Below are 24,756 nucleotides of genomic sequence, written 5' to 3' on the forward strand. Positions count from 1 at the left end.
ACCCATAACGAAGGAGCCCCCGAATGATTGCCGTGATCTTTGAAGTCGAGCCCGCACCGGGCCGGCAGGATGCCTATCTCGATATCGCCGCTCATCTGAAACCGACGCTGGAGGCCATCGACGGATTTGTTTCCGTTGAACGTTTCCAGAGCCTGACCACGCCGGGCAAGCTGCTCTCGCTGTCGTTCTTCCGCGACGAGGCAGCGGTGATGGCATGGCGCAACACGCTCGATCATCGCCAGGCGCAGGCTGCCGGGCGCGGCGGCGTCTTCGCCGGATATCGGCTGCGCGTGGCACAGGTGCTGCGCGATTACGGCCTGAACGAGCGTGACGAAGCGCCGGCCGACAGCCGGGCTGCCCACGACGCGCACGAACACTGATACAGGGAGCCGATTCGCATGACCATGCTGCAAGCGAGCCACGAGATCGCGTTCATCGGGCTGACCTTCCTGCTGGCCGGATTCGTCAAAGGCGTGGTGGGTCTCGGCCTGCCCACGGTGGCGGTGGGACTGCTCGGGCTGGTCATGCCACCCGCCCAGGCCGCCGCGCTGCTGGTGGCGCCTTCGATGGTGACCAACGTCGTGCAACTGTTCAGCGGACCACGCTTTGGCCAACTTGTCCGGCGGCTGTGGCCGTTGCTGGTGACGATCTGCGTCGGCACCTGGGTTTGCGCGGCCCTGGTGCCCGCCAAGCTGATGGCGCATGCGACCAACGCACTGGGCGTGGCGTTAATCGCCTACGGGGTGCTCGGACTGGCGGCGGTCAAGTTGACGGTGCCGCCGCGTGCCGAGCGCTGGATGGGGCCGCTGGCCGGGCTGGTGACCGGCGCCATCACGGCCGTGACCGGGGTGTTCGTGATTCCCGCCGTGCCCTATCTGCAGGGTTTGGGGCTCGACAAGGAAAGCATGGTGCAGGCGCTGGGGCTGTCCTTCACGGTTTCGACGATTGCCCTGGCTGTGAGTCTGGCGCTGGGCGGCGCATTGCTGCACACGCCGGTGCTGGGCGCGTCGGCGCTGGCGCTGGTACCCGCGTTGGGCGGCATGTTCCTCGGCCAGTGGCTGCGGCACCGGATCAGTGCCGAACGGTTCCGCAAGCTGTTTTTCTGTGGCTTGCTGCTGCTCGGTGCCGAACTGGCCCTGCGCGGCGCGTTCTGACACCGGCGTCCGCGAGAAGCTGACACAATTGCCCGCCATACTCGTGCATCATCGCAACGGATGTGTGACAGCACGAAACGAAAGGGCTGATCGGCATGAAGCGGCGCACCGGTGGCATGAAGTTGTGGACGACGTTGAGCAAGCAGGCGACACGCAGTGCGCGCCAGCTTCAGCGCACCATGGCGCGCACGGTGACCGATCCGATGATGCGGGCCGCGCAGAAGCAAAGCCAGTCGGTCAGCAAGGCCGTGGGCGAGGCGGTCGGCAAGGCAGCCCGGCAGGCGCTGACCGGCGTGGTGACGCCTGCCCGGGCACCGGTCAGCCGTGGCGGCGGGGCCTGGGAGGAAGGACAGTGGGGCTTCGGCCTCGGCATTGGGCGCCTGGCACAACGCCGCTACCGCGTGTTCGTGCCGCCCGGCGTCACCGTGGCCCGGCCCGCACCGCTGCTCGTGCTGCTGCACGGCTGCGGCCAGGATGCGGCCAGCTTTGCCGCCTGCACGCGCGTGGCGACCGTTGCCCGCGATGCGCGCTGGGTGGTGTTGATGCCCGAACAGTCGTCGCACGCCAATCACCAGCGTTGCTGGAACTGGTTCCGACCCACGGTGCGCGGCGCCTCCGAAACCGCGCTGCTGATGGCGATGATCGACCACGTTATCCGACGCTATCCCGTCGTAGCGGATCGCGTCTGCGCATTCGGTCTCTCGGCGGGTGGCGCCATGGCAACGATGCTGGGACTGAACCACCCCGACCGCTTTGCCGCCATCGGCTCCCACTCGGGCGCCGCGCCCTACAGCGCATTGAACGCGACGCAGGCCGGCAAGGCCATGCGCGGCGAACGCGGTCCCGACATCCTCGCGGCGAAGGTGGCACTGGCCGGCCGCCGCGCGCCGCCGTTGCTGCTATTGCATGGCGACGCAGACAACGTGGTCACCTACGACAACGCCACGGCCACGGCTGCCATGTGGCTGGAACTGACACCGGCGGGCACGCCAAAGCCCGAGGCACAGGCCGCCAGGCGCGTGCGGCGTGGCACGCGGCGTGCGGTGGATGTGTTCGACTGGCAGGCAGGGGAGAGACCGTACATGAGGCTGGTCCGGGTGGAGGGCTTGCGCCACGCGTGGAGCGGCGGCACGCCGGGGCAGGCGTTCTCGGACCCGTCCGGCCCCGATGCCCTGAAAATCGCGCTGCGCTTCTTTTCGGTCAGCGGCCAACATCCCGCGTGATTCAACGTGTGCCGACGGGTTCGAACGTGACGTCGCTCGTGGGACACGCCACGCACGGCAGGATGTAGCCGTCTTCCTTCTCGTCGAGGCTCAGGCCCGGCCATTCGATCCGATACCGGACGCTGCCCGCGTGGAGCTTGCTCAGGCAGGCGCGGCATGTGCCATTGCGGCAGGAGCTGGGCAGCGGCAATCCTTCGAGCAACGCCGCTTCGAGCAGGCTGAGGGACGCCGGCGCTGCAAACCGGGTGTTGGCGGGCAGCAGGTGGGCGATGTATTCGCAGTCGTCCACGCCATCGTGTGCGATTTCCTTTGCTGCGCTCATGCCTCGGCATCCGGAAATGCCGCGCGTCCATGCGTGGCATCGCGTAGCGTTGCGATGGCGGATTCGCGCATAGTGACCGGCAGCCGGATAACGAGCTTCGCCAGCGCGCCGTATTCCGTATCGATCAGCGAGCAATTGTCCGCAGCGGCCTGATCGATCCAGCGGCGCACGCGCGGCTCGTCGGCATAGTCCACCAGCACGGCCAGCGTGGCAAACGCGATGCGCTCGACGCGCGGCGCATCCTTGAGCGCACCGGCGATGGCATCGGTGTAGGCCCGCACCAATCCACCTGCACCCAGTTTGACCCCACCGTAGTAGCGCACCACCGCAGCGAGCACGCCGTCGAGGTCGTGATGACGCAGCACTTCGAGAATCGGCCGCCCGGCGGTGCCCGAGGGCTCGCCGTCGTCGGACATGCCCGACTGTCCACCCGCCAGCAGCGCCCAGCAGACATGCGTGGCGGTGGGGTGGGTGGTGCGCAGGTCATGGATCACGGCCATGGCCGCATCGCGATCGGGAACCGGTACGGCCAGTGCGATGAAGCGGCTCTTGCGGATCTCGATCTCGGCGTGAACCGGGGCGGCAAGCGTGTAGGTGGGCAAGGTCTGGAAACAGGCAGGCAACAGGCAGACGGCGAGTGTAGCGCAGCCGCGCGGTGGCTGACGCCGCAGAGACCCAGGTGCTGCTAACCTGTGGCCTGTGCGCCGTCGTCATCCGGACGCATCGCGAGACCGACCCCCAAGGAGAATGCATGACCCAGCCCGCCGCAGACCTCAACGCGCGCCGCATGGCGCCCGCCACCGACCGCAACCGCGAGGCCATCCTGGCCGTATTGCGCGAGGCATTGCCGGCTTCGGGCACGGTGCTGGAGATCGCCAGCGGCACAGGACAGCACGCGGTGCATTTCGCCAAGGCGCTGCCGACGTTGACCTGGCAGCCCAGCGACCCCGATGCCACGCACCGCGAATCCATCGCCGCGTGGACCGCCCACGCACAACTGCAGAACGTGCCCGCGCCGCTGGACATCGACGTCCGCCGCGAACCATGGGCCGCGCCGGGCGTCATCGATCGCGTGGACGCCATCGTCTGCATCAACATGATCCACATCGCCCCCTGGGCCGCCGCCGAAGCACTGTTCGCCGGCGCCGGCAAGCGCCTGGCACCGGGCGGCGTGCTCTACCTCTATGGTCCGTATCGCCGGCACGACGCCCACACCGCGCCGAGCAACGAGGCATTCGACCGCCAGCTACGCCTTGCCGATGCAGAGTGGGGTGTGCGGGATATGGAAGCCGTCGTCGCGCTTGGCGCGGCACAAGGGCTGACTTGCGATGAACCGGTGGCGATGCCGGCGAATAACTTTAGTCTGGTGTTTCGGAAGGGGTAGTTGGGAGGTTCTGCCCTGCGTGCTCGATTTCGGGCGGGAACTTCGGTTCTATGCACAGCAGCATAGCCAGCCAGTGCAATGCGGCGCGAGCCAGATCAATGGGAGCAAGTCCGATCAGCAGCAACCACCACAACGGGCCACCGTGTATCAGCCGTTCCGGGTAGATATAAAAAATTTCCAGAAGCGACATGTGCGGCCAGACGCCTTTCCACAGCCGCAGGCGAGGCCTAGGTACGCTGTGGGGGCCTTCTTCCATATATCGGCGGATGTACTCCCACCAGGCGCGACCACGGGCAGCGTTACCCGCGGCGCGGCCCACGAAGATCAGGCCCGTCGCTTTCTCGCCTTCGGTATCTTGCCAGCCCATCAATAGCCGGCCATCGCCATGGTCCGGCACGGCATCGTCGAGCAGTGCGGTGGCACCGTCCCAGTCGTGGATCTGGATGCCGCCTGCATGAGGCGGCTGATGGACATAGACCTTGCGCGTGACACGATTGAAGCGAATAACCGTGCGGCGCGAGGTGAAATAGTCTCTGCGGATCAGTGGGAGGGCGAAGCGTATGCAGGCCCAGAGAATGGCCCACAGGATCAGCGACCTAAATATGAGAGTGAATATGTAATCCCCCAATCTGACAGGTTCGTCGGTGACCATAAAATAGACCAGGTCCAGCGCGATGGCGAGCAATTCAGAAATGCTGTAGACGATCACCCACGTCGGAATCGCGCCCAATGCAAAGCCGAGCAATCCACGATGCGCTTCGAATTGTCCGCATACCTCCAGATAGGTGTCGTTCTTCTTGAAGACCGACAGGTTGGAAATTGGCCGTTCCGCAGCGTGCTCGTCATGCGGCATCCCACCGGTGGGCAAGCTGGTATTCAGTTCGGGGCACTCCTTCAACCCGATAGCGATGGTTTCTTCTACGAACATCAGCGAAGTCCGTATGACGATCGTGGCAACGCAGGCAACGCAGGCAACGCAGGCAACGCACTTGATGGGATTTCCTGCGCATGCATGTCTGTGGGCCTCATCCCCTGCAGCGCCTTCTTGAACTCATCTTCCTCCTCGTCATGACTGACGTAAGGTTTGCCAGCCTGTTCTCGATGCATGATCTCGGTCCAGAAACCTCGATAGGCTGCGATCGGCTTGCGGAAGCGACAGCGCGTCAACCACACCTGCACCGGATTGTCCTTCGATGACATGATTGCAAACTCGCCCATTTGATACAGGACCAGGACCCAGCCAACGAAACCCGCCGCCGTTGTCGCTGCGGCTCTGATTGTCACACCGGCCAATGCGCGATGGGCAATCTTGCGCTCTGCGAAGGCGGCGATATGTTTCCCGAAATTCTCGACAACAGCTCCGTAATTGCTGCCGCTGATGAACTTCCCCACTGCTTGCAACAGTGGCCCGCTAAATAGCAGCCCCACAAACGTTGACCCGGCCGCAGCCGTTGCGGCCAGTGCGCCTTTCACATACAACACGTTGGCAGCAATCATGCGACTGTCCTCCCGGGCGCCCCTGGCATCCTCAAGAGCCTGAACTGCCATCAACCCCGCAGCAAATCCGCCCAGCACTCCGCTTCCCAGCGACAGATGGTCAATCCACTTTGTCCCGTTGCGTACCACCTTCGGTAGTTGGGCGACCGAGATTGCGATGGCGCCGGACGTCGCGGCAGTTGCTGCAATGAGTTCCCGTTGCTCGCGCTGATTCAGATCCCGCCCCTGCGATGCATGGAGTTTCATTCCAAGATTCAGGAGTTCGACGCAAGCCAGTCCTGTCGAAAACCGCAACGCGATGTAGTTGGCGTTTCGTCTGTTGTCAGTGGCAGCGGCTTCCGCCAGCACCTTTCTATATCGATCCGCTTGTTCCAGCGGCAGGTGGGCCCGGGATGCATGAGCCGCGTCGAATATGCCAAACACCGCATCGGACACCCCTTGCGCGTAGGCTCGGGCGCTGCCGCGCATGTACAGCAACAGCGAATAGAACTTGGTCACCACCGGGTTGAGCGGTTGCAACGCGGATTGCCCGATGGTCGCGTACATCTGTTGGGCGAGTACGAACTTGGCGGCAACGCCACCCATGCCGACTGGCACCATCCCCCCTTCGCCCATTGCGGCAATCGCTGCCGCCTTGTCGAACGTACTGGCGATGTGCGATACCATCGTTTGCAAGGTCGCCGTGTCGATATCGCGCTTGCCCTTCAGACCCTTTGCGATGGTTCGGAACTCATCGAGCGCCGCCTGTTGGTTGAACAGCAACTGCCGCAGGATCAGGTTGTCTCTACCGCCGTCGACATCCGAAGTCCATGCCCTGAGCAACACCTGTCCGCCTCGGGCGATCCCCATCCCGTAGGTACACAACGTGACCTGATACTCGAACAGTACGCCACAGTTCGCATCATCCTGGGCATACCATTCCAGCGCGTTCAGTAGCGCGGAGCTGGCCATCCACGCTTTCAGGTCAGTGAATCGCCGCTCGGCAACCTCCAGCCTGGACTGGATCAGGCGGCGAACCCTCGCGACTAGTTCGACGCGGGCCACCTCGTCGTAACAGGCGTCGTAACGGGCCCAGGCACGCTTCTGATTGAGCCTGACCCAGCCTTCAGGATCGCGCTCCCATTGTCGGTACTCGCTCTCTGCCTCAACGCCGGTGAGTTCGTAGGGATTGGCACGAAGGCGCGAGGGTGGCACCGCAGCCTGCATCATCACCTGATCCTTGATTCCTTCGATCTGGAACGAGGTTTGCAGCGCCCATTCATGCGGCCTGATGGTTGTCTCGATATCCTCCTCGACTGCGCGCAGCGAGCGGTTCAGCTCCTGGGTGATGCCGATGGGGTCCCACAGCACGACGGCCGGTGACTTCGTATCCTCCAGCCGCTGGATCAGGTTCGTGAGGCGCTTGCCGTGGAGGTTGAAATCGGGCACGTCCACCCCGGGGCCGCCCATCAGTGGATACAGTTGACGCGAAATTTGATTCTGTCCGGTCTGGCGCGGATCTTTCGTGTCGATCTCGCCAATCCCTTCCATGTTCAGCTTGAACTCCGCCACCCATTGCGTCAGTTCGTTCGCCTGCAGCGTGTGAGCCTGGCCTTTCCATGCCTTGGGAGACAATGTCTGCATGCCAAGCCTGTCCCTGGCGCGCTGGTCGAGCATGGCAATCGGCACCACATCGGGCGAGAACAGCATGTGGATGGCCGAGACGTCTTCGATCTTGTCGATCGAGACCAGAGAGGCGCCCACGCCATCGGTGGCCAGATCGCACGTAAATGGCACCGGCACATTGGGTGGAAATCTAATCGGGAACTGCGCCAGCATGCCGCCGGGGGTGACGGCGTAGCCCTGCCATTGCGGGCCGCGCTTTCGCTCGACCAGGACGTACAGATAGCCTTCACGCAGCAGGCGAACGGTATAACGCGACTGGCCTGGCGCCTTGTCGGCAACGTTCGCGCCCAGTGTGGACCCCAGATCAGGCCATTGGCTGGCTGAGGCATTGCACACCACGGCATAGCGCAGGGGCAGGAAGGTGTATCCCTTGTGTTTGCAGAATCGACAGTCCATTTTGCCGCCCATCTGGCCGCGCAAAACCGACTCTTCCATGCGTTGGAAAATATCTTCGGGAGTGGTCTTTCTTTGCACCCCACTCCCGACTTCCTTTTCTCCCTCCACCCTACTCGCCATGACTTCGCGCTCCGTTATCGGCGTGACTGAATATTCGGCGGGGGCCAGCGGTAATTGATGTACCACCTGTGGGCGCACGTTACGCCGATTTCATCGAGCCGTGAATGTGCGATTCGTGGTGTTTGCAACGCGTCCAATACGAAACTGCAAAATCAATGTTTGCCGATGTACGGCGTGGGAGGGCGATGCTAGTCCCGCATGTTCCGCGGCAGGTTAGTTGACCTCCGTCGAGGTGGGTTCTTAACCCCGCACCAGCATCACCACCGCCGTCGCAATCAGACACACCGCAAACGCGGCGCGCAGGCGGCGTTCGGGCATGCGGTGGGCGAGGGCGACGCCCCAGGAAATGGTCAGCATGCCGCCGAGCGAAAGCGGGATGCCTGCGTACCAGTCCACATGTCCGGCTTGGGCATAGGTGAACAGCGCCACGACTGCGCCTGGGGTCACCAATGCGAGGGCGAGTCCCTGTGCCGCGGCCTGTCGCATGCCGAACAGGCCGACGAGCGCGGGCGCGGCCACGACGCCGCCGCCGACGCTGAAGAATCCCGAGAACGCGCCGCCGACCACGCCGACCGCTGGAATCCACGCGGTGGAGACACGCGCCTGTTGTTGCGTGACGGATTTGCCGGGCAGCAGGCGCCAGAGAAAGTAGATCGCCATGCCGATCATGAACAGCGCGAAGATGCGACGCAGCAGTACGGCGTCCATCGACGTGGCGACCTTGGCGGAGAGATAGGTAGCGAGGACGGCGGAGAGGCCAAGGATCAGCGCGGTCTTCAGTTCGATATCGGCGCGCTTGCGGTATTGCCAGAAGCCGATCAGCACATTCGGCGCGATCATGACCAGCGAGGTGCCCTGCGCCAGTTGCTGGTCCATGCCGAACAGCAGGCCCAGCGCCGGAATCGCGATCAGTCCGCCGCCGATGCCAAACAGGCCTCCCACGCCGCCGAGCAGCCCTCCAAGTCCGAAGATGAGCAGGGCGGAGAGCAGCGAGTGGTCAGGCATCGTGAATCGGCGGGTTGAACGTGGGGGCGGGGGGCGCAGCCAAGCCTGCGATGATACGCGGACATCGGGCAGACATTCGGGAAACTACCGATGTGGTGTCGGTCGCGGGGCGCACGGGTGATGAGGTGTCATTCGGAGGGGCAGGCTATCGAATCCGTTTATGCCCCCTTTCGCAAAGCCAAGTTCACAGGGCCGGCACTGGCGGGTAGATTGGCGGCATCGTGAAAGCTCACAACGCCCCGCATACCGCCATGTCCAGACCGCTCGAAGGCATTACCGTACTCTCGCTCGAACAGGCCATTGCCGCGCCGTTCTGCACGCGTCAACTGGCTGATCTGGGCGCGCGCGTCATCAAGATCGAGCGTCCCGGTCCCGGAGATTTCGCCCGTGCCTACGATGGCCGCGTGCGCGGGATGTCGTCGCACTTCGTCTGGACCAACCGTTCCAAGGAGAGCCTGACGCTGGACGTCAAGGCGCCCGATGCAGCGCCGGTGCTGGCCGCGTTGCTGGAGACCACCGATGTGCTGGTGCAGAACCTGGCGCCGGGGGCATCAGCCCGGCTGGGGCTGGACTACGAAACGCTGTCGAAGCGCTACCCGCGGCTGATCGTCTGCGATATCTCGGGATATGGCGCCGATGGCCCCTATCGGGACAAGAAGGCCTATGACCTGCTGGTACAGAGCGAATCGGGCTTTGTATCGGTGACCGGCACGCCCGAGGAAGGCGTCAAGGCCGGCGCATCCGTGGCGGATATTGCCGCCGGCATGTATGCCTATAGCAACATCCTCGCGGCGCTGATCGAGCGGGGGCAGACTGGCCGGGGCAAGTGCATCGACGTGTCGATGCTCGAATCGATGGTCGAGTGGATGAATTTTCCGATGTACTACGCGTTCGACGGCGCCGAGCCGCCGCCGCGCGCCGGGGCCGCGCACGCCACGATCTATCCCTATGGCCCGTTCCCGACCGGCGACGGCAAGACCGTGATGCTGGGTTTGCAGAACGAGCGCGAATGGGCGATGTTCTGCAAGGTGGTGCTGCAGGAACCCGAACTGGCCACGCATGCGCCGTTTGCCACCAACAGCCTGCGTAGCGCCAACCGTGCGCAGTTGCGCGCACGGATCGTCGAGGCGTTCAGTCGATTGACTGCAGCCGAGGTGGTGGAACGCCTGGAGGCGGCGAGCATCGCCAATGCCAACGTCAACACCATGGCCGACGTCTGGAATCATCCGCAACTGGCGGCGCGCAATCGCTGGCGCCAGATCGAGACACCGGTAGGCAGCGTACCCGCCTTGTTGCCGCCCGGCCTGACCGATGCCCGCATGGACGCGGTGCCGGCAGTCGGCCAGCATACCGATGCCCTGCTGGCCGAGTTTGGCTACAGCGCCGAGCAGATCGCGCGCCTGCATACCGATGGCGTGGTCTGAGGACGCGCGATGACTTCCACGAAAAAAGCAGCGCGCGTGCCCCGCAGCTATCTGTTCGTCCCCGCATCGCGCCCAGAGCGCATTGGCAAGGCCATTGCGGCGGGCGCCGATGCCGTGATCGTCGACCTGGAAGACGCCGTGGCGCCCGATGCCAAGGCCACTGCGCGCGATGGCCTGACGGCGCCCTGGCAACCGTTGCAGGCACAGGCCGACGCCGCAGGCGTGGCGTTGCTGCTGCGTGTGAATGGTGCCGATACCGCGTATTTTGCGGACGATCTCGATTTTTGCGCAATGCAACATGTGCAGGCCATCGTCCTGCCCAAGGCAGACGCGGTTTCGCTGGCCGCGCTCCGCAAGACGCTGCCGGACATTCCTTGCCACGCCCTGCTAGAGAGTGCGGCAGGGTTTGCGGACCTCCACGAAGTAGCTCGCGCCCCCGGCGTCACGCGGCTGCTGTTTGGCAGCATCGACCTGATGTTCGACCTCGATGTGGCCGATGACGATCTGCCGCTGCACGCATTCCGCAGTGCGCTGGTGATGCATTCGAGGGCGGCCGGCCTGCCGGCGCCTGTCGATGGTGTGTGCACGGCCATTGGCGACGCGCAGGCGCTGGCGGCGGATACCGCGCGCGGCCGGCGTTTCGGCTTTGGCGCCAAGCTGCTGATTCATCCCAACCAGATCGAAGGGGTCCACGCGGGGCTGGCGCCGAGCGCCGAGGAACTGGCCTGGGCCACGCGGGTGGTGCAGCAGGCTGCCGCGTCGAACGGTGCCGCGATTGCGGTGGACGGGAAGATGGTGGACCGCCCCGTGCTCGATCGCGCGCAACGCATCGTGGCCGCAGCGGAAACCGCTCGCATGCTTTGAATCCTGCAAAAAGTGGCGCGGCAAGCCTTTGGCGACGGCAGGGCCCGCGCCGCCAATCGGTGTTTTCCCTGACCGGACGGTTCGCAGAAATTGCGGTGGCTTGCGTGAATATGTAAGCCATTTGAAATCACGTTGGGATCAAATGCGCGTGGGAGATCGTGCGCATCCGCCTTCGGGCAGGCCGCGTGTCCCGGGCGGCCAGAATCATAAAAAGTCTCATGCCCGGTGCACCGTTCGGTTGGCACGGTCGTTTACTGCAGACCGCTAGCGAATCGAGCCTGATTGATCGTGCATTTTTCTGTTGTTTCCAAAGCTGCCGCGGTAACGCTGCTTGCCCTGGCGGCAAGCGCGGGCCACGCGGCCAGCGAGCCAATGCCCCCGGATGGCCCTTGTGTGCCGCCGCCTGCCAAGGCCGCCCTGACACTCTCGCAGGCTCGTCTCGATGCCCTGCGCTGCAATCGCGACATCATTGCCGCGCGCCGCAGCGAAGAGGCCAGTCAGGCCGATATCCAGATTGCGTCGCAACGACCGAACCCGGTGCTGAGCCTGGGTGTGGCGAACATCAACCCGCATCTGGGCGTGGGGGCTGGCAACTGGCGCAGCAAGACCGTGGACTCCACGGTGCGCGTGGATCAGGTCATCGAAACCGCCAACAAGGGCAATCTGCGTACCGACGCGGCGCGCAAGGCCAGTGTGGCTGCGGGCGAGCAGACCCAGGCCATCGTGGCCCAGCAGCTCGGCAGCGTGGATCAGGCGTGGTACGAGGCGCTGGTCAGCCAGACGCGCGTGGAAGTGCTGACCGAAATGGTTGGCCTCTACGGACGGACGCAGCAGGCCAACGAAACGCGGCTCAAGTCGGGCGACGTATCGCGCGCCGATGTGACCAAGCTCCAGCTTGAAACGTTGCGCGCGCAGAGCGACCTGCGCAACGCGCTGGCCGATCACGCCAGTGACAAGGCCGCACTGGCCGCCGCCATGGGCGTGCCCGGCACGCTGATGGACAACCGCCTCGTGGCGGACTGGCCGGCGCCGGACGCGCCCGTGCCGCCGGTCGATCCCGAAGTGCTCCAGCGCCGGCCCGATGTGACCGCCGCCGAAGCGCGGCTGGCGGCTGCGGCATCGCAGCGCGACCTCGCCCGTGCGGGCCGGGTGCCTGATGTGACCGTAGGCGTCCAGTACGAGCACTATCCGATTTCCGAAGCCAATACCACGGGCAGCGGCAACAGCTACGGCGCGTTCGTGTCGATCCCGCTGTTCGTGCGCCATAGCTATGGTGGCGAGGCACGCCGCGCGGAAGTCGACTACTACGCGGCACTCGACGACCGCAACCGCATCTTGCTCGAAGCACAGAACGACATCGGCCGGCTGCGTGCCCAGCTCGAAGCGGCCCGCGCGTCGCTGCAGCAGATGCGCGAATCCGTACTGCCCGCTGCCGAAAGCGTGGCCAATAGTGCTGAGTTTGCCTATACCAAGGGCGCCAGCGGCGTGCTGGATCTGCTCGACGCGCGCCGCGCGTTGCGTCAGACCCGGGTGGATGCACTCGAGGCGCAAGGCAACTATGCCAAGGCCCTTTCGGCCTATCTCACGGCGCTGCAAGCTACCAGTTCCGATCTCAACAAGCTTCCCCAGGTTCGTACCGATGCGTCGCGCCCTTGATATGCGTATTTCCAGCGATTTCCGTCTGACTCGTACCGCTGCGGTACGAATGGCCGCCGTGGTGGCGTTGTGCACGCTTGCCCTGGCGGGCTGCGGCAAGAAGGAAGCCCCCGAGAACGATGACGATCCGAAGATCTCGGGCCAGACGATTTCCTACCCGGCCAGCGTGAAGACGCTCGCCGGCATCGTGGGCCAGCCTGTGCAGAGCGGCGGTGACCGCATGCTGCAGATGCCAGGGCGTCTGGTCTGGAACGAGGACAAGACGGTGCGCGTGGCCACGCCGTTCACGGGCCGCGTGATGGAAATCCTCGTGCAGCCCGGCGCCACGGTGAAAGCCAACCAGCCGCTGGCAATGCTGACCTCGCCGGACTTCGGTCTCGCGCAAGCCGATGCACGCAAGGCCGCCGCCGACAGTGCCGTGGCGTCGAAGTCGCTGGCCCGCCAGCGCGAACTCTACGACGCCGGCATCATCTCGCAGAAGGATTTCGAACAGGCGCAGGCCGACAGCGCGCGCGCTTCGGCCGATACGCAGCGCACGCAGGCCGCGCTGCGCATGTACGGTGCGGGCGGCGACGCGGTGAACCAGCGCTTTGCGCTGCGCAGCCCCATCGACGGCCTCGTGGTGGAACGCAATATCAATCCGGGCATGGAAGTGCGCCCTGACCAGCAACCCACCGCACCGCTGTTCCTGATCACCGATCCCACCACGCTGTGGGCACAACTCGACGCCGCCGAAGCCGATCTCGGCCTGTTCAAGCCGGGTATCGAGGTGCAACTGGCGAGTGCCGCGTATCCCGGCGAAACGTTCAAGGGCACCGTGGTCAAGATCGCCGACTATGTGGACCCGGCCTCGCGCAGTGTGAAGGTGCGACTGTCGGTGCCCAATGCCGACCGCAGGCTGAAAGCCGAGATGTACGTGACGGCCAAGGTGCAGGCCGCGTCGTTCCAGGGGATCTCGGTGCCGGCAAAGGCCATCTTCCTGGCGGACAACAAAAATTACGTGTTCGTGCGCAAGTCTGCTGCACCGATCGTGTTCGAGCGTCGCGAAGTCAAGCTGGGCGTGACCATGCCGGGCACCTCCGAAGTGGTGTCGGGGCTGTCTGCCGGCGATGTGGTGATCACCGACGGCAACCTGTATCTGCAGGACATCCTGCGCGACGCCACGGCCGTGAACAACGCGCGTGCGTCGGCGAAGTAAGGCGGGGACGACAGATACATGATTTCCCGAATCGTTCATTTCTCGCTGCACCAGAAGCTGTTCGTCTGGCTCGGCCTCATTATTTTCGTCGCCGGCGGCCTGGCCGCCTTCAAGAACCTGCCAATCGAGGCATTTCCCGATGTGTCGGACATCCAGGTCAACGTGATCACGTTGTACCCGGGCCGCGCCGCGGAGGAAGTGGAACGTCAGGTCACGATTCCCATCGAAACGGCGCTGGCCGGTACGCCGAATTCCGTGCGCGTGTTCTCGCATACGCAGTTCGGCCTGTCGTTCATGATGGTGACGTTCAACGACAAGGCCACGGACGTGACCGCGCGCCAGCAGATCATCGAGCGCCTGCGCGCCGTTGACCTGCCCGATGGCGTGCAGCCCGAACTGGCGCCGCTCTCTACGGCCATCGGCGAAATCTTCCGCTTCCGTCTGGCCGGCAAGGGCTATACGCCGCAGGAACTGCGCACGCTGCAGGACTGGGTCGTGGAGAAGAACCTGCGTCAGGTGCCGGGTGTGGCGGACGTGGTGACCATCGGCGGATCGGTGCGCCAATACGAGGTGAATCCGAACCTTGGCCGCATGCGCGACGCCAAGATCTCGATGGCGCAACTGTTCACGGCGTTGCAGCGCGGCAACTCGAATGCGGGCGGCGGTGCCGTCACGTATGGCCGCCAGCAGTATCTGCTGCGTTCGCTGGGCAGTTTCCGTACTTCGGCGGATATCGCCAACGTGGTGGTGGCCGAGAACAACGGCACGCCGATTCTGGTGAAGGACATCGCCGAGGTGCGCGTAGGTGCTGCGCCGCCGCAGGGTTTGATGGGCCAGGATGACGAGGACAATATCGTGTCCGGCATCGTGGTGATGCGCAAGGGCGAGAACCCGTCGGTGGTGCTGGAGGCGCTCAAGCAGAAGATCGAACTGCTCGACTCGCAGATCCTGCCCAAGGGCGTGAAGATCGTGCCGTACTACGACCGCTCCACGCTGATCGACAAGACGCTGCACACGGTGTTCGGCAATCTGGTGGAAGGTGCCCTGCTGGTGATGGCCGTGCTGTACCTGTTCCTGGCGAACGTGCGCGCGGCGGCCATCGTGGCGCTGGTGATTCCGCTGTCGCTGCTCTCGACGTTTATCGGCCTGACCTGGGTTGGCATTCCCGCCAACCTGCTGTCGCTCGGCGCGATGGACTTCGGCATCATCGTCGACGGCGCGGTGATCGTCGTCGAGAACATCTTCAAGCGGCTGGGCGAACTGAAGGAACAGCAGATCAAGGACAGCCGTGCGCGGCTCGACGCCATCCTGCAGGCCACGACCGAAGTGGGGCGTCCTACCGTGTTCTCGATGGTCATCATCATCGCGGCGCACATTCCGATCTTCACGCTGCAGCGCCACGAGGGCAAGATCTTCGCGCCGATGGCCTACACGGTGACGGGCGCGCTGATCGGTTCGCTGATCCTGTCGCTGACCGTGGTGCCGCTGCTGTGCCACCTGCTGCTCAAGAAGAACATCGCGCACGAGGACAACTTCGTGGTGCGTCACTGCAAGCGGCTCTACGAACCGATGCTGCGCTGGGCGCTCGACAACAAGAAAAAGGTGGTTGGTGTCGCGCTGGGCCTGCTGGTGGCCACGGTAGGTGTGGGCAAGTTCCTCGGCAGCGAATTCCTGCCCGAACTCGACGAGGGTTCGATGTGGGTCAGCTTCGACCTGCCGGCCTCGGTCTCCCTGACCGAAGCCCGCGAGCAGGCGCGCATGCTGCGTACCGTGATCCGCAAGACGCCCGAGGTGAACACCACGATCTCGAAGGTGGGCCGCCCGGACGATGGCACCGATCCCAAGCTGATCAACACCGTGGAAATCCTGGTGGACCTGAAGGGCGAGAAGCAGTGGCGCGATGGGTTCACCAAGCGCCGCATCATCGAGGAAATCAATCACAACCTGCGACAGTTGCCGGGCATCGAGCCGAACTTCTCGCAGCCGGTGCGCGACAACATTCTGGAGAGCATCTCGCAGATCAAGGGCCAGATCGTGATCAAGGTGCAGAGCGACAGCCTGGAACACAACAAGGCAGTGGCCGACCAGATCCTGGCCAACGTGCAGTCCGTGAAGGGCGTGATGCGCGCCTTCATCGACCGTGACGGGGAACTGCCGCAGTACGTGCTGGAATTCGATCGTGCCCAGGCCGCCCGTTATGGCATCAACGTGGCCGATGTGCAGGACCTGATGGAGAGCGCACTGGCCGGCAAGGCTGCCACCGAATTGTGGGAGGGCGAGAAGCACTTCAGTGTAGTGATCCGCCTGAAGCCGAACGAGCGCGAACTGCCGAACCTGCCGAACATCTTCATGCAGACCGCCGAAGGCGCGCAGGTGCCGTTGTCGCAACTGGTGACGTTCCGCACGGCGTCTGGTGCCATGAACATCAGCCGCGAGAACGGCCAGCGCACCACGTCGATCGGCATCTTCATCCACGACCGCGATATGGGTAGCGTGGTGAAAGACATGCAGGCGCTGGTGAAGAAGAACGTCAATGCCGAGGATGTGAAGATCAGCTGGTCGGGCGAGTTCGAGAATCAGGAACGCGCCATGGCACGACTGTCGATCGTGGTGCCGCTGTCGGTGCTGGTGATCTTCCTGCTGCTGTTCAACGCGTTCCAGTCGTTCAAGAGCGCGGCGCTGATCATCTCGAACATTCCGTTCGCGTTGATCGGTGGCGTGTTCGCGCTGTTCTTGACGGGCATTCCGCTGTCGGTGTCGGCGGCCATCGGCTTCATCGCGCTGTTCGGGCAGGCCGTGCTGAACGGCGTGGTGATGGTGACGTACTTCAATCAGCTACGCGGTGAAGGGCTGTCCGTGCGGCAGGCCGTGCTGACCGGTTCGATGGATCGCCTGCGCACCGTGCTGATGACCGCGATGCTCGCCATGCTGGGTCTGTTCCCGATGGCCGTCTCGCGTGCGATTGGTTCGGAAACACAGCGCCCGCTGGCCATCGTCATCATCGGCGGCCTGATCACGGCCACGATGCTGACGCTGATCGTGTTGCCTACGCTCTACGAGTGGATGGTGGGCCGTAACTGGCCCGACGAGGAAGCGGAACAGGAAAACGGCAACCGCCTGTCGGATTCCGTGGCGGGTTGATTCAACGCACCAGCGCCGGGATGCGCAAGCCGCCCGGCGCGATGGCTTGCGCAGCCAGCGTGCACACCGCCAGCGTGCCGGTGAGCAGGCCCAGCGCCGACGAGGTCTGCGCATGCGAGGAGAACCCGGCCGCGAATGCGTAGGCGGCCATCTTCAGATGGTGGGCGTCACGGTGGCTGTGTTGGGGGCGGGTCATGGCTCGCTGCCTTGCTAACGGTTAGTTAAGTTCAATTGGTTTGAAGGGTGGTGGCCAGGGCTTCGGCGTGGCTGCTGTCACCCCGCCTTCCGCTGCGCTGTCCATGTGCAGCACTATACCGACGGGCTCCCCGCCCAAAGTCGGCTATCGGTGTCATAGTCATTCAAATTTATTAAACGCCCGGTGCGCTGAGATCGCGCGGCGGGCTTGTATCGATAAAGCGACAAACAGACACGGGTGACTGCAAATAGAAATAATTCTCAATTAGTATGCGGCCCTTCCTCCTCCTGACTGCGGGTTTTCCCGCATCCTGCCGCATTCGATGTCTTTCCGCCGCCGTCCTCTCGCTATTGCAGCCCGCACGCTGGTTGCCGCTTCATTCACGCTGCCCGTCGTGCCTGTCATGGCCGCCGAGGAGCCAGTAGCCGATAACGTGACTTCGCTGCCCGCCGTCACGGTCAAGGCCGCGACCGATCCGTATGTCGATGTCGGTTTCGCCACGCGCCGTCCGGCCGGCGTCACCAAGTCCAACGAGGCGGTGGCCGACACACCGCAGTCAATCACCGTGATCACGCGCGACCTGATGGACAGCCAGCAGTCGCAGAACCTGAGTGACGTGCTGCAGAACTCGGCGGGGGTATCGACCAATACCTACGGCCGTCGCGGATGGGACGACTTCATCATCCGCGGCCAGCGGGCGTCGGAATCGCTGTTTGCGGATGGCCTGCTCGTCGACACGAACAACCGCGTGGCGCAGGAAGTGTTCGGCATGGAGCGCGTCGAAGTCTTCAAGGGTCCGGCCTCGGTGCTGTTCGGCGCGGTGCAGCCGGGTGGCCTGGTCAACATGGTGACCAAGCGGCCGCGTCCGGAATTGTTCGGCGAGTTGGGTCTGACCGTGGGCAACTATGGACTCCGGCAGGTCACCGCCGACGTGGGCACGCCGCTCAAGCCCGACAGCAAGGCGGCATTCCGCCTGACCGCGCTGGCCATGGATAGCGACGATCCCACTGACTACGTGTGGTATCGCAACCGCTATGTGGCGCCGTCGCTGACGCTGGACTTTGGCGAGCGTACGGATTTCACGATTCTCGCCAGCCACAACGAGCGCCACTATATTCGCCAGCAGGGCCTGCCGGTCAATGGCACGCTGGTGTCGAACATCAACGGCGTGGTGCCGAACTCGCGCTTCATCGGCGAGCCGAATGCCACGCCGTATGACGGCGAGCAGAACCGGATTGGATACGCGCTGACGCACCGCTTCGATTCGGGCTGGACGGTCAACCAGAACCTGCGCTACCAGACGTCATCGCTGACCGGGATGTTCGTCACGGCAGGCGCGATGGCGGTCAACAGCCAGACGATGGCGCGCAGCGGCACGCAGCAAAGCTTCAAGGGCGATAGCTTTGGCGTGGACACCAACGTGCAGAAGACGTTCGCATTCGCCAGCCATCAGCACAGCCTGACGTTTGGTATCGACTATCGGCATACCAACGAGGATCGTCTGCAGAAGACGTGCCGCGTGGGAGCGTTGAACGTGTACAACCCGGTGTATGGTGCGGCGATCAACTGCCCGGGCAACTTCAGCACCGATTCCAACGATACGCTCAACGCCATCGGCCTCTATGCGCGCGACCAGGTCCGCGTGGCCGATCGCTGGACGCTGACCGGCGGCCTGCGCTACGAATCGGCGCGCACCGCATCGCGCAACCATCTGACCAACTCACGCGTCGATACCGATGACAACGCGGTCTCCGGCAGTGCCGCAGTCATGTATGACCTCACGCACTGGGCGCGACCCTATGTGAGCTTCGCCACGTCCTTCCTGCCCAATGCGGGCACCGACGTGAGCGGCAACTCGTTCAAGCCCGAGAAAGGCCGGCAGTACGAAGTGGGTGTGAAATTCGACACACCGGGCAAGGCTGGGCTCGTGACGCTGGCAGCGTTCGACCTGACTCGCCGCAATGTGCTGAGCAGCGATCCGATCAACACAGGGTTCAGCGTCGCCGTGGGCGAACAGCGCAGCCGGGGTTTCGAGTTCGAGGTGATGCAGGACTTTGGCAATGGCATTAGCGTGACCGGTGCCTATGCGTATATCGCGAGCGAAGTCACGGACGATACGACTGCTGCGAACGTCGGCAAGTCACTCAACGCCGTGCCGCGCCACAGCTTCTCGGTGTGGAGTCAGTACCGTTTCCGCGGTGCACTGGCCGGCTGGTTCGTCGGCGCCGGTGTGCGGGGCGAGAGCGCCAAGCGCGGCTACAGCTTCAACTACACGGTGCCGGGATATGCCGTGGCCGACCTCGGTTTCGGCTATACCGCCCGGCACTGGCGTGCAGCGTTCAACGTCAAGAACGTGTTCGACAAGGCTTACTACGCGGGCGGGCTGAACAACAATGTGCTGCCTGTGGGCAACCCGCGCGTAGCGATGCTCAATGTCGTGCTGAACTACTAAGCGCGTTCAGCGGTCAGTCGTCGTTCAGTCGTGATAGCCGCGACTGGACGGCCGGCAGAGCAGGGCGCCAAGCAGGAAGCCGATGCCGAGCGCCATGCCGACGGCACGCACCGGCTGCTGGTGGACGTATTCCGTCACGCACTCCTGTCCGCGTGCGTAGCTATCGGTCACCGACGACTTGATCGACGCCAGCTTGTCCGAGCCTTGCGATGCCTTGGTCAGGAACGTCTGCTTGGCGGACTCGATGGCGTCGCCCGTCAGGTTGGGCAGCTTGGCCAGCAGGTCGTCCAGGTCCTGTGCCAGCTGCCGGGAGTCGGCCCGCAAGCGTTGCTGCGGGTCCGACGGATTGATGTCATTGGGATCGTACGGATCGTTGGGCATGGGACCTCCACTGTGGTCAGGTTGAATCCACCCCCTGCGCACGTTCCGTACCAGCGCGCGCTGCAAGTCCGCGCGGGCGCCTTCACGCTGGCGCGACGTTGCACACGCCAAAAACTTACCGGTGCTTGTAACTTTGACCCGCAAGCGCACGCATGGTCACTGGCGCACTACCTGTGCTACAACGACATGCCTCCGCTACCTGCTCAACCATGGAAACCACCGGGTCCGCCACTCTGATCGGCGACATTGAACGCGATGCCATCTACCGCGTGATTGCGTTGCGGCGCGACTGCCGTCACTTCACACCCGGGCCGCGGCTTCCCGACGCGCAGTTGGAGCGGCTTCTGCATGCCGCGAACCAGGCACCCTCGGTGGGCCTGATGCAACCGTGGCGCTTCATGCGCCTGAGCACGCCGGAATGGCGTACACGCCTCGCCCCGCTCGTGGAGGCAGAGCGGCAGGCCACGGCGCAGGCCCTTGGCGAACGCGCCGGGGAATTTCTTCGGCTCAAGGTCGAAGGCATCCGCGACTGTGCCGAACTGCTCGCCGTCATCCTCGCGCCCGACGACGGCACGGTCTTCGGCCGCCGCAGCATGCCGCGCGAAATGGCATGGGCTTCCGCCGCCTGCGCTGTGCAAAACCTCTGGCTCGCCGCCCGCGCAGAGAATCTCGGCCTCGGCTGGGTTTCGATGTTCGATCCCGATGCCCTCGCGCAAGAACTGGCGCTCCCTGACGGTGCTACACCGTTCGGGCTGCTTTGCATCGGGCCGGTCCCCGCGTTCTACGACGCACCCATGCTGGAACAGGAAGGCTGGCGCCAGCGCCGTCCGCTGGGCGAGATGCTGTGGGAGCCATCGGTGCGCGACGCCGATTGAGATGGATGTTGCGTGGCCCGGCGGCCACGTCCGACCTTGAACCGAATAACAAGACGAAACGCGTTCGCAGTATCCTCCTGCTCCTGGTCTTTTTCTTTACCAGCCAGACTTACGCCACACCGGGCCAGCCATTATCGGCACAGGGCTGGCAGCGCCAGGTCGTCACGTTCTCCGTCGCCCTGTACTACCTGTCGCCGCCATCGGCAGACCCGGCAAAGGCTGCAAGAACTCTGGCCGCGGACCCGAGGTTCGCGATGAAGGTTGTGGAGAAGCCCAGCAAGGCCGCGCAGGATCATGCTTTGCTGCAGGTTGCTGACAGTCGCAACGCTGCGCGTGACTACACGCCACCGTCGCTCGAATCGCTGCGCTATTTCGGGCGGGGGCTGACGATGGAACAAGCGCAGGCACTACAAAAAGCACCACGCGTCATCATCCTGACCTTCGCGCATCCCGCCAGCCAGGCCACCGCCCACTTGCGACGCGCCGAAGCGTTTGTCGCGGAACTGGTGCGGCAAGGGCAGGCGATTATCTGGGATGAGGAAACACGCGAGGCATTCACGCCTCAGGTATGGGAATCGTCCCGACTGCGGTCATGGGAGGCCGATACCCCCGACGTTGCGCGCCAGATCGTCTATCACGCGTACAACAATGACGGCCAGACGCGCGTGATCTCTCTCGGCATGGCAAAGTTCGGCCTTCCCGATCTGGTGATCAACGATACGGTGTGGTCGTTGAATACCCCATTGGGCACCGCCATGAGCAGCGTGGGGCAGCAGTTGGTGGAAAGCGGACCGGCCAATGACAAGGGCCTGCTCGAATTCAGGATCTCGGGATTCCGCCACGCTGGGGCACGCAAGCGTCTACGCGAAGGCGTTCTCGCTGGTGGTAGCGGACAAGGTCGCGTGCGTCTGCTGGAAGCACCGGCGGAAGAAGGCGACCCGGACAATACGCTCGTCGCCCTGCATTTCGATACCTATCCAGGCAGCGGCACAACCGAACGCCAAACCAATTTCGTCAAGGCAGTGTTCGGCGCAAAACCCGATGAAGTGATCGGCGTGCGTCCCAACAACGCATTGCGCGAGGCAAGCGAGCGTGCGCGTCTGCAACTCCCCGCACTTCAGAAAGCGTTTCAGCGTGGCTTGTCGCCTGGTGAACTGCTGCTGGTCAAGGCGCCGTTTGCCACGACAGACGACAGACGGGAATTCATGTGGGTCGAGGTGATGGAATGGACGGGCGAGCAGATCAAGGGCATGCTGCGCAGCGATCCGCGCTTTGTTCCCAGCCTGAAAGCAGGGCAGATCGTGGATGTTCAACAGGCGGAAGTCTTCGACTATCTGCACCGCTGGCCCGATGGCCGCACCGAAGGCAACGAAACCGCGAAACTGCTGAAGTAGGAGACCGCCAGGACCTTCCAGGATCAACCTTCTTACATCATCCGCATGCGGTGACGCTTGGGTCAGGGCATGATTGCCCGCGAGGCAGCGCCATAAAAAAGCCCGGCAAAACGCCGGGCTGCAGTACTACCAGATGTGTTCAGGTCGAATGTTGAAATCGCATCAATCGGCCTGGATGCCAAACTCCTTCACCAGCTTTGCATAGCGCGCGTAGTCCGTGGCGATCAGCTTTTGCAGCACGGCGGGCTCACCACCGACTGGCGTCACGGCGATGGTTGCCATGCGGGCTACCACGTCGGGCTGCTTGAGGATCTCGTTCACATGCGTGTTCAGCGTGCGAACGATGTCCTGCGGCAGATTCTTCGGGCCCAGCAGGGCCTGCCACGCGCCGATTTCCACATCCTTGTAGCCGAGTTCCGCCAGCGTAGGGACGTTGGGCGCGAACGGCGAGCGCTTGGTGTCTGCCACGGCCAGCGGCAGCAGCGTGCCGTTGCCCACGTATTGCGCCACGGCGCCGTACGTGACGTACGTCATCGGCACCTGGCCGCCGAGCACGTCGACGATGGCCGGTGCCGTGCCACGGTAAGGCACCTGCGACAGCTTGACGTTGGCGGACTTGTTGAACAGTTCACCCATGATGTGCATGGGTGATCCGTTGCCCGGCGTGGCGTAGGTTTCCACCTTGCCAGCCTTGGCGCGCGCCACGAGGTCGCTCATCTTGGCGATGCCGCTGTTCTTGTTCACCACGACGAACAGCGATTGCGTGCCGAGTTCGGCGATGGGCGTGAGGTCGTTCATCACGTCGTAGGTGGCGCCGGTGCCGGCCTTCAGCACGAGCGGTGCAATCGACACGGTGTTCGGTGCCAGCAGCAGCGTGTAGCCATCGGCGGCGGCGCGGGCCACGTAGGCGCTGCCGATGGTGCCGGCTGCGCCCGTGCGGTTTTCTACAACGACGGATTGCTTGAGACGGGACGAGAGTTTCTCGGCCATCAAGCGGGCCAGTACATCGGTATCGCCGCCAGCAGGATAGGCCACGACGATGGTGATCGGCTTGTTCGGATAGCCGTTCTGCGCCATGGCGGGCGCAGTGCCGAGCAGGGCAGCGGTGCCGACGGCAGCGCCGATGGCGGCGATGACGATGCGGCGGAGCGTAAATCGGTTCATGTGGCTCTCCTGCTTAGAAAACGTGCTTGACGCCGACCATGGCGCCAAACTGCTGGCCGCCCGGCTTGGTGTTGGCACCGGCCGATGCACCGCTGACGGACAGCGTCAGGTTGCCATCGTTGTTGATGTAGCCAGCGGTGGCGTACACGGCGGTGCGCTTGCTGAAGTTGTACATGCCGCGGACGGCGTACAGCATCGATTTGTTGTCGCTGTTCTGGTAGTTCAGGTAATAGACCTGGCCGGACAGCGTGAAGGCCGGCGTGAGATCGTGGGCCACACCTACGTAGTAAAGCTCGGAGAGCGGCGTGGCGCTGGCCTGATTCTCGCGGCGGATCACGCCGGCACCGATCTTGGTCTTGTCGAGCAGCACATAACCGGACAGCGAGGCGCGATCGTCGCGCAAGCTGCTGCTGGTCAGGCCGCCGAATGCACCGGGGCCACCGCGTTGCGAGTCGTACGCGGCATAGACGCCCCACGTCTTGGTATCCCAGCCGACCATGGCGGACCACTCGCGGCACTGGCTCTTGTCTGCCGGGTTCTCGCCCGCGCAGTTGGTGCCCGCAGGACTCGGCCCCGCGTTGGCCACATCACGGCCAAAGCTGTACGTGGCACCCACCTGCAGGCCGCCGAAGCTGCCCTTGTACGCGATGGAATTGTCAGCGCGCGTATTGGGAATGTAGCTGTCGAGCGAGCCGGAGCCAAAGGCGTTGGGCCCGAGGATGTCCGGATCGAGCACGGCCCAGAAGAGCATCGTGTACTGGCGGCCGAACGAGACCTGGCCGTACTTGTTCGATTGCAGGCCCACCAGCGCCTGACGGCCGAACAGTCGGCCGCCCTGGTTGGCCGTGCCGGAATCGGGAGCGAAGCCGCCTTCGAGCACGAATATGCTCTTGAGGCCGTTGCCGAGGTCTTCGGACCCACGCATGCCCCAGCGCGACGGCACCGTGCCGGTCAGCGTATTCATGCGCACCACGCTGTTTCCCGCGGTGCCAACGTTGTTGACGTACTCGATACCCGTGTCCACCACGCCATACATGGTGACGGACGATTGGGCAGTAGCCAGCACGGGCGCGGCGGCGAGCAGGGCTGCCGCGTATTTTGCGATCTTCATCTACCGTTTCCTTCTCTAGTCTTGTGGGCTCGTGGGACGTTTCCGGAGGCAACGGTATGGGGGCTGCCATGTCGTCCTGTGTCGCTTTACTGTTTCATTAGTAAAACACTGAACTACATAGGAAACGTTCGAAC

Annotated in this window: 21 protein-coding genes; 12 read left to right on the forward strand and 9 right to left on the reverse strand. The window is 63.9% G+C overall.

Features of this window, described 5'->3' with window-relative positions; all coding sequences use genetic code 11:
- The first annotated feature begins 23 nt into the window (after nucleotides 1-23).
- From FFS21_RS19185 to FFS21_RS19195, 3 genes are all read left to right on the forward strand, one after another.
- A complete protein-coding gene (locus tag FFS21_RS19185) occupies nucleotides 24-380 on the forward strand; it encodes an antibiotic biosynthesis monooxygenase family protein (RefSeq protein ID WP_137926366.1) in 357 nt (118 codons plus the stop codon).
- 18 nt (nucleotides 381-398) lie between these two features.
- Nucleotides 399-1,154, forward strand: coding sequence for a sulfite exporter TauE/SafE family protein (locus FFS21_RS19190; protein WP_137926367.1), 756 nt, complete (start codon nucleotides 399-401; stop codon nucleotides 1,152-1,154).
- Nucleotides 1,155-1,249: 95 nt separating this feature from the next.
- On the forward strand, nucleotides 1,250-2,377 hold the full coding sequence (locus tag FFS21_RS19195; protein ID WP_137926368.1) for an extracellular catalytic domain type 1 short-chain-length polyhydroxyalkanoate depolymerase: 1,128 nt from the start codon (nucleotides 1,250-1,252) through the stop codon (nucleotides 2,375-2,377).
- 1 nt (nucleotide 2,378) lies between these two features.
- Here FFS21_RS19195 and FFS21_RS19200 read toward each other — a convergent pair whose 3' ends face one another.
- A complete protein-coding gene (locus FFS21_RS19200) occupies nucleotides 2,379-2,699 on the reverse strand; it encodes a 2Fe-2S iron-sulfur cluster-binding protein (RefSeq protein WP_137926369.1) in 321 nt (106 codons plus the stop codon).
- On the reverse strand, nucleotides 2,696-3,301 hold the full coding sequence (locus tag FFS21_RS19205) for an IMPACT family protein (protein WP_137926408.1): 606 nt from the start codon (nucleotides 3,299-3,301) through the stop codon (nucleotides 2,696-2,698). The genes FFS21_RS19200 and FFS21_RS19205 overlap by 4 nt, the downstream gene beginning before the upstream one ends.
- A 149-nt stretch (nucleotides 3,302-3,450) precedes the next feature.
- On the opposite strand from FFS21_RS19205, the gene FFS21_RS19210 reads away from it, so the two are divergent.
- Nucleotides 3,451-4,083 carry a DUF938 domain-containing protein gene (locus tag FFS21_RS19210; RefSeq protein ID WP_137926370.1) on the forward strand — a complete coding sequence of 211 codons (633 nt, stop codon included), beginning with the start codon at nucleotides 3,451-3,453 and terminating at the stop codon, nucleotides 4,081-4,083.
- Here FFS21_RS19210 and FFS21_RS19215 read toward each other — a convergent pair.
- From FFS21_RS19215 to FFS21_RS19225, 3 genes are all read right to left on the reverse strand, one after another.
- The gene (locus FFS21_RS19215) at nucleotides 4,058-5,011 is read right to left on the reverse strand and encodes a DUF6708 domain-containing protein (RefSeq protein WP_137926371.1); all 954 of its coding nucleotides are present in this window, start codon (nucleotides 5,009-5,011) and stop codon (nucleotides 4,058-4,060) included. The two genes, FFS21_RS19210 and FFS21_RS19215, sit on opposite strands and share 26 nt — an antisense overlap.
- Nucleotides 5,011-7,719, reverse strand: coding sequence for a T6SS effector BTH_I2691 family protein (locus FFS21_RS19220; protein ID WP_137926372.1), 2,709 nt, complete (start codon nucleotides 7,717-7,719; stop codon nucleotides 5,011-5,013). The genes FFS21_RS19215 and FFS21_RS19220 overlap by 1 nt, the downstream gene beginning before the upstream one ends.
- A gap of 282 nt (nucleotides 7,720-8,001) precedes the next feature.
- Nucleotides 8,002-8,766 carry a sulfite exporter TauE/SafE family protein gene (locus FFS21_RS19225; RefSeq protein WP_137926373.1) on the reverse strand — a complete coding sequence of 255 codons (765 nt, stop codon included), beginning with the start codon at nucleotides 8,764-8,766 and terminating at the stop codon, nucleotides 8,002-8,004.
- 251 nt (nucleotides 8,767-9,017) lie between these two features.
- Between FFS21_RS19225 and FFS21_RS19230 the strand changes: the two genes are divergently transcribed.
- The 5 genes from FFS21_RS19230 (at nucleotide 9,018) to FFS21_RS19250 (ending at nucleotide 17,049) form a co-directional block, all read left to right on the forward strand.
- On the forward strand, nucleotides 9,018-10,190 hold the full coding sequence (locus FFS21_RS19230) for a CaiB/BaiF CoA transferase family protein (RefSeq protein WP_137926374.1): 1,173 nt from the start codon (nucleotides 9,018-9,020) through the stop codon (nucleotides 10,188-10,190).
- Between the two features lie 9 nt (nucleotides 10,191-10,199).
- Complete coding sequence (locus FFS21_RS19235; protein WP_137926375.1) at nucleotides 10,200-11,054, forward strand: HpcH/HpaI aldolase/citrate lyase family protein; 855 nt, start codon at nucleotides 10,200-10,202, stop codon at nucleotides 11,052-11,054.
- Between the two features lie 372 nt (nucleotides 11,055-11,426).
- Nucleotides 11,427-12,710 (forward strand): TolC family protein, encoded by a 1,284-nt coding sequence (locus FFS21_RS19240; protein WP_137926409.1) that lies wholly within the window; start codon nucleotides 11,427-11,429, stop codon nucleotides 12,708-12,710.
- Nucleotides 12,694-13,908 carry an efflux RND transporter periplasmic adaptor subunit gene (locus tag FFS21_RS19245; RefSeq protein WP_137926376.1) on the forward strand — a complete coding sequence of 405 codons (1,215 nt, stop codon included), beginning with the start codon at nucleotides 12,694-12,696 and terminating at the stop codon, nucleotides 13,906-13,908. The genes FFS21_RS19240 and FFS21_RS19245 overlap by 17 nt, the downstream gene beginning before the upstream one ends.
- An 18-nt stretch (nucleotides 13,909-13,926) precedes the next feature.
- On the forward strand, nucleotides 13,927-17,049 hold the full coding sequence (locus FFS21_RS19250) for an efflux RND transporter permease subunit (RefSeq protein ID WP_137926377.1): 3,123 nt from the start codon (nucleotides 13,927-13,929) through the stop codon (nucleotides 17,047-17,049).
- Nucleotide 17,050: 1 nt separating this feature from the next.
- Here the strand turns inward: FFS21_RS19250 and FFS21_RS19255 are convergent, their stop codons facing one another.
- Nucleotides 17,051-17,245, reverse strand: coding sequence for a hypothetical protein (locus FFS21_RS19255; protein WP_137926378.1), 195 nt, complete (start codon nucleotides 17,243-17,245; stop codon nucleotides 17,051-17,053).
- Between the two features lie 322 nt (nucleotides 17,246-17,567).
- Here FFS21_RS19255 and FFS21_RS19260 point away from each other — a divergent pair, with 322 nt between their 5' ends.
- A complete protein-coding gene (locus FFS21_RS19260) occupies nucleotides 17,568-19,697 on the forward strand; it encodes a TonB-dependent siderophore receptor (RefSeq protein WP_137926379.1) in 2,130 nt (709 codons plus the stop codon).
- Nucleotides 19,698-19,721: 24 nt separating this feature from the next.
- Here FFS21_RS19260 and FFS21_RS19265 read toward each other — a convergent pair whose 3' ends face one another.
- Nucleotides 19,722-20,078, reverse strand: coding sequence for an ElaB/YgaM/YqjD family protein (locus tag FFS21_RS19265; protein ID WP_137926380.1), 357 nt, complete (start codon nucleotides 20,076-20,078; stop codon nucleotides 19,722-19,724).
- A 209-nt stretch (nucleotides 20,079-20,287) separates the two neighbouring features.
- On the opposite strand from FFS21_RS19265, the gene bluB reads away from it, so the two are divergent.
- On the forward strand, nucleotides 20,288-20,953 hold the full coding sequence (gene bluB / locus FFS21_RS19270; RefSeq protein WP_137926381.1) for a 5,6-dimethylbenzimidazole synthase: 666 nt from the start codon (nucleotides 20,288-20,290) through the stop codon (nucleotides 20,951-20,953).
- A 5-nt stretch (nucleotides 20,954-20,958) separates the two neighbouring features.
- The gene (locus FFS21_RS19275; protein ID WP_137926382.1) at nucleotides 20,959-22,347 is read left to right on the forward strand and encodes a DUF2314 domain-containing protein; all 1,389 of its coding nucleotides are present in this window, start codon (nucleotides 20,959-20,961) and stop codon (nucleotides 22,345-22,347) included.
- 162 nt (nucleotides 22,348-22,509) lie between these two features.
- On the opposite strand, the gene FFS21_RS19280 is transcribed toward FFS21_RS19275, so the two are convergent.
- Entirely contained in the window at nucleotides 22,510-23,511 is a 1,002-nt protein-coding gene (locus FFS21_RS19280; RefSeq protein ID WP_137926383.1) for a Bug family tripartite tricarboxylate transporter substrate binding protein, read from the reverse strand.
- A gap of 13 nt (nucleotides 23,512-23,524) precedes the next feature.
- Nucleotides 23,525-24,622, reverse strand: a complete 1,098-nt coding sequence (locus FFS21_RS19285) for a porin (RefSeq protein ID WP_137926384.1) — start codon at nucleotides 24,620-24,622, stop codon at nucleotides 23,525-23,527.
- Between the last annotated feature and the right edge of the window lie 134 nt (nucleotides 24,623-24,756).

It is taken from the genome of Cupriavidus sp. 2SB, from assembly GCF_005503625.1.
In the GTDB taxonomy this organism is placed as follows: Bacteria; Pseudomonadota; Gammaproteobacteria; order Burkholderiales; family Burkholderiaceae; genus Cupriavidus.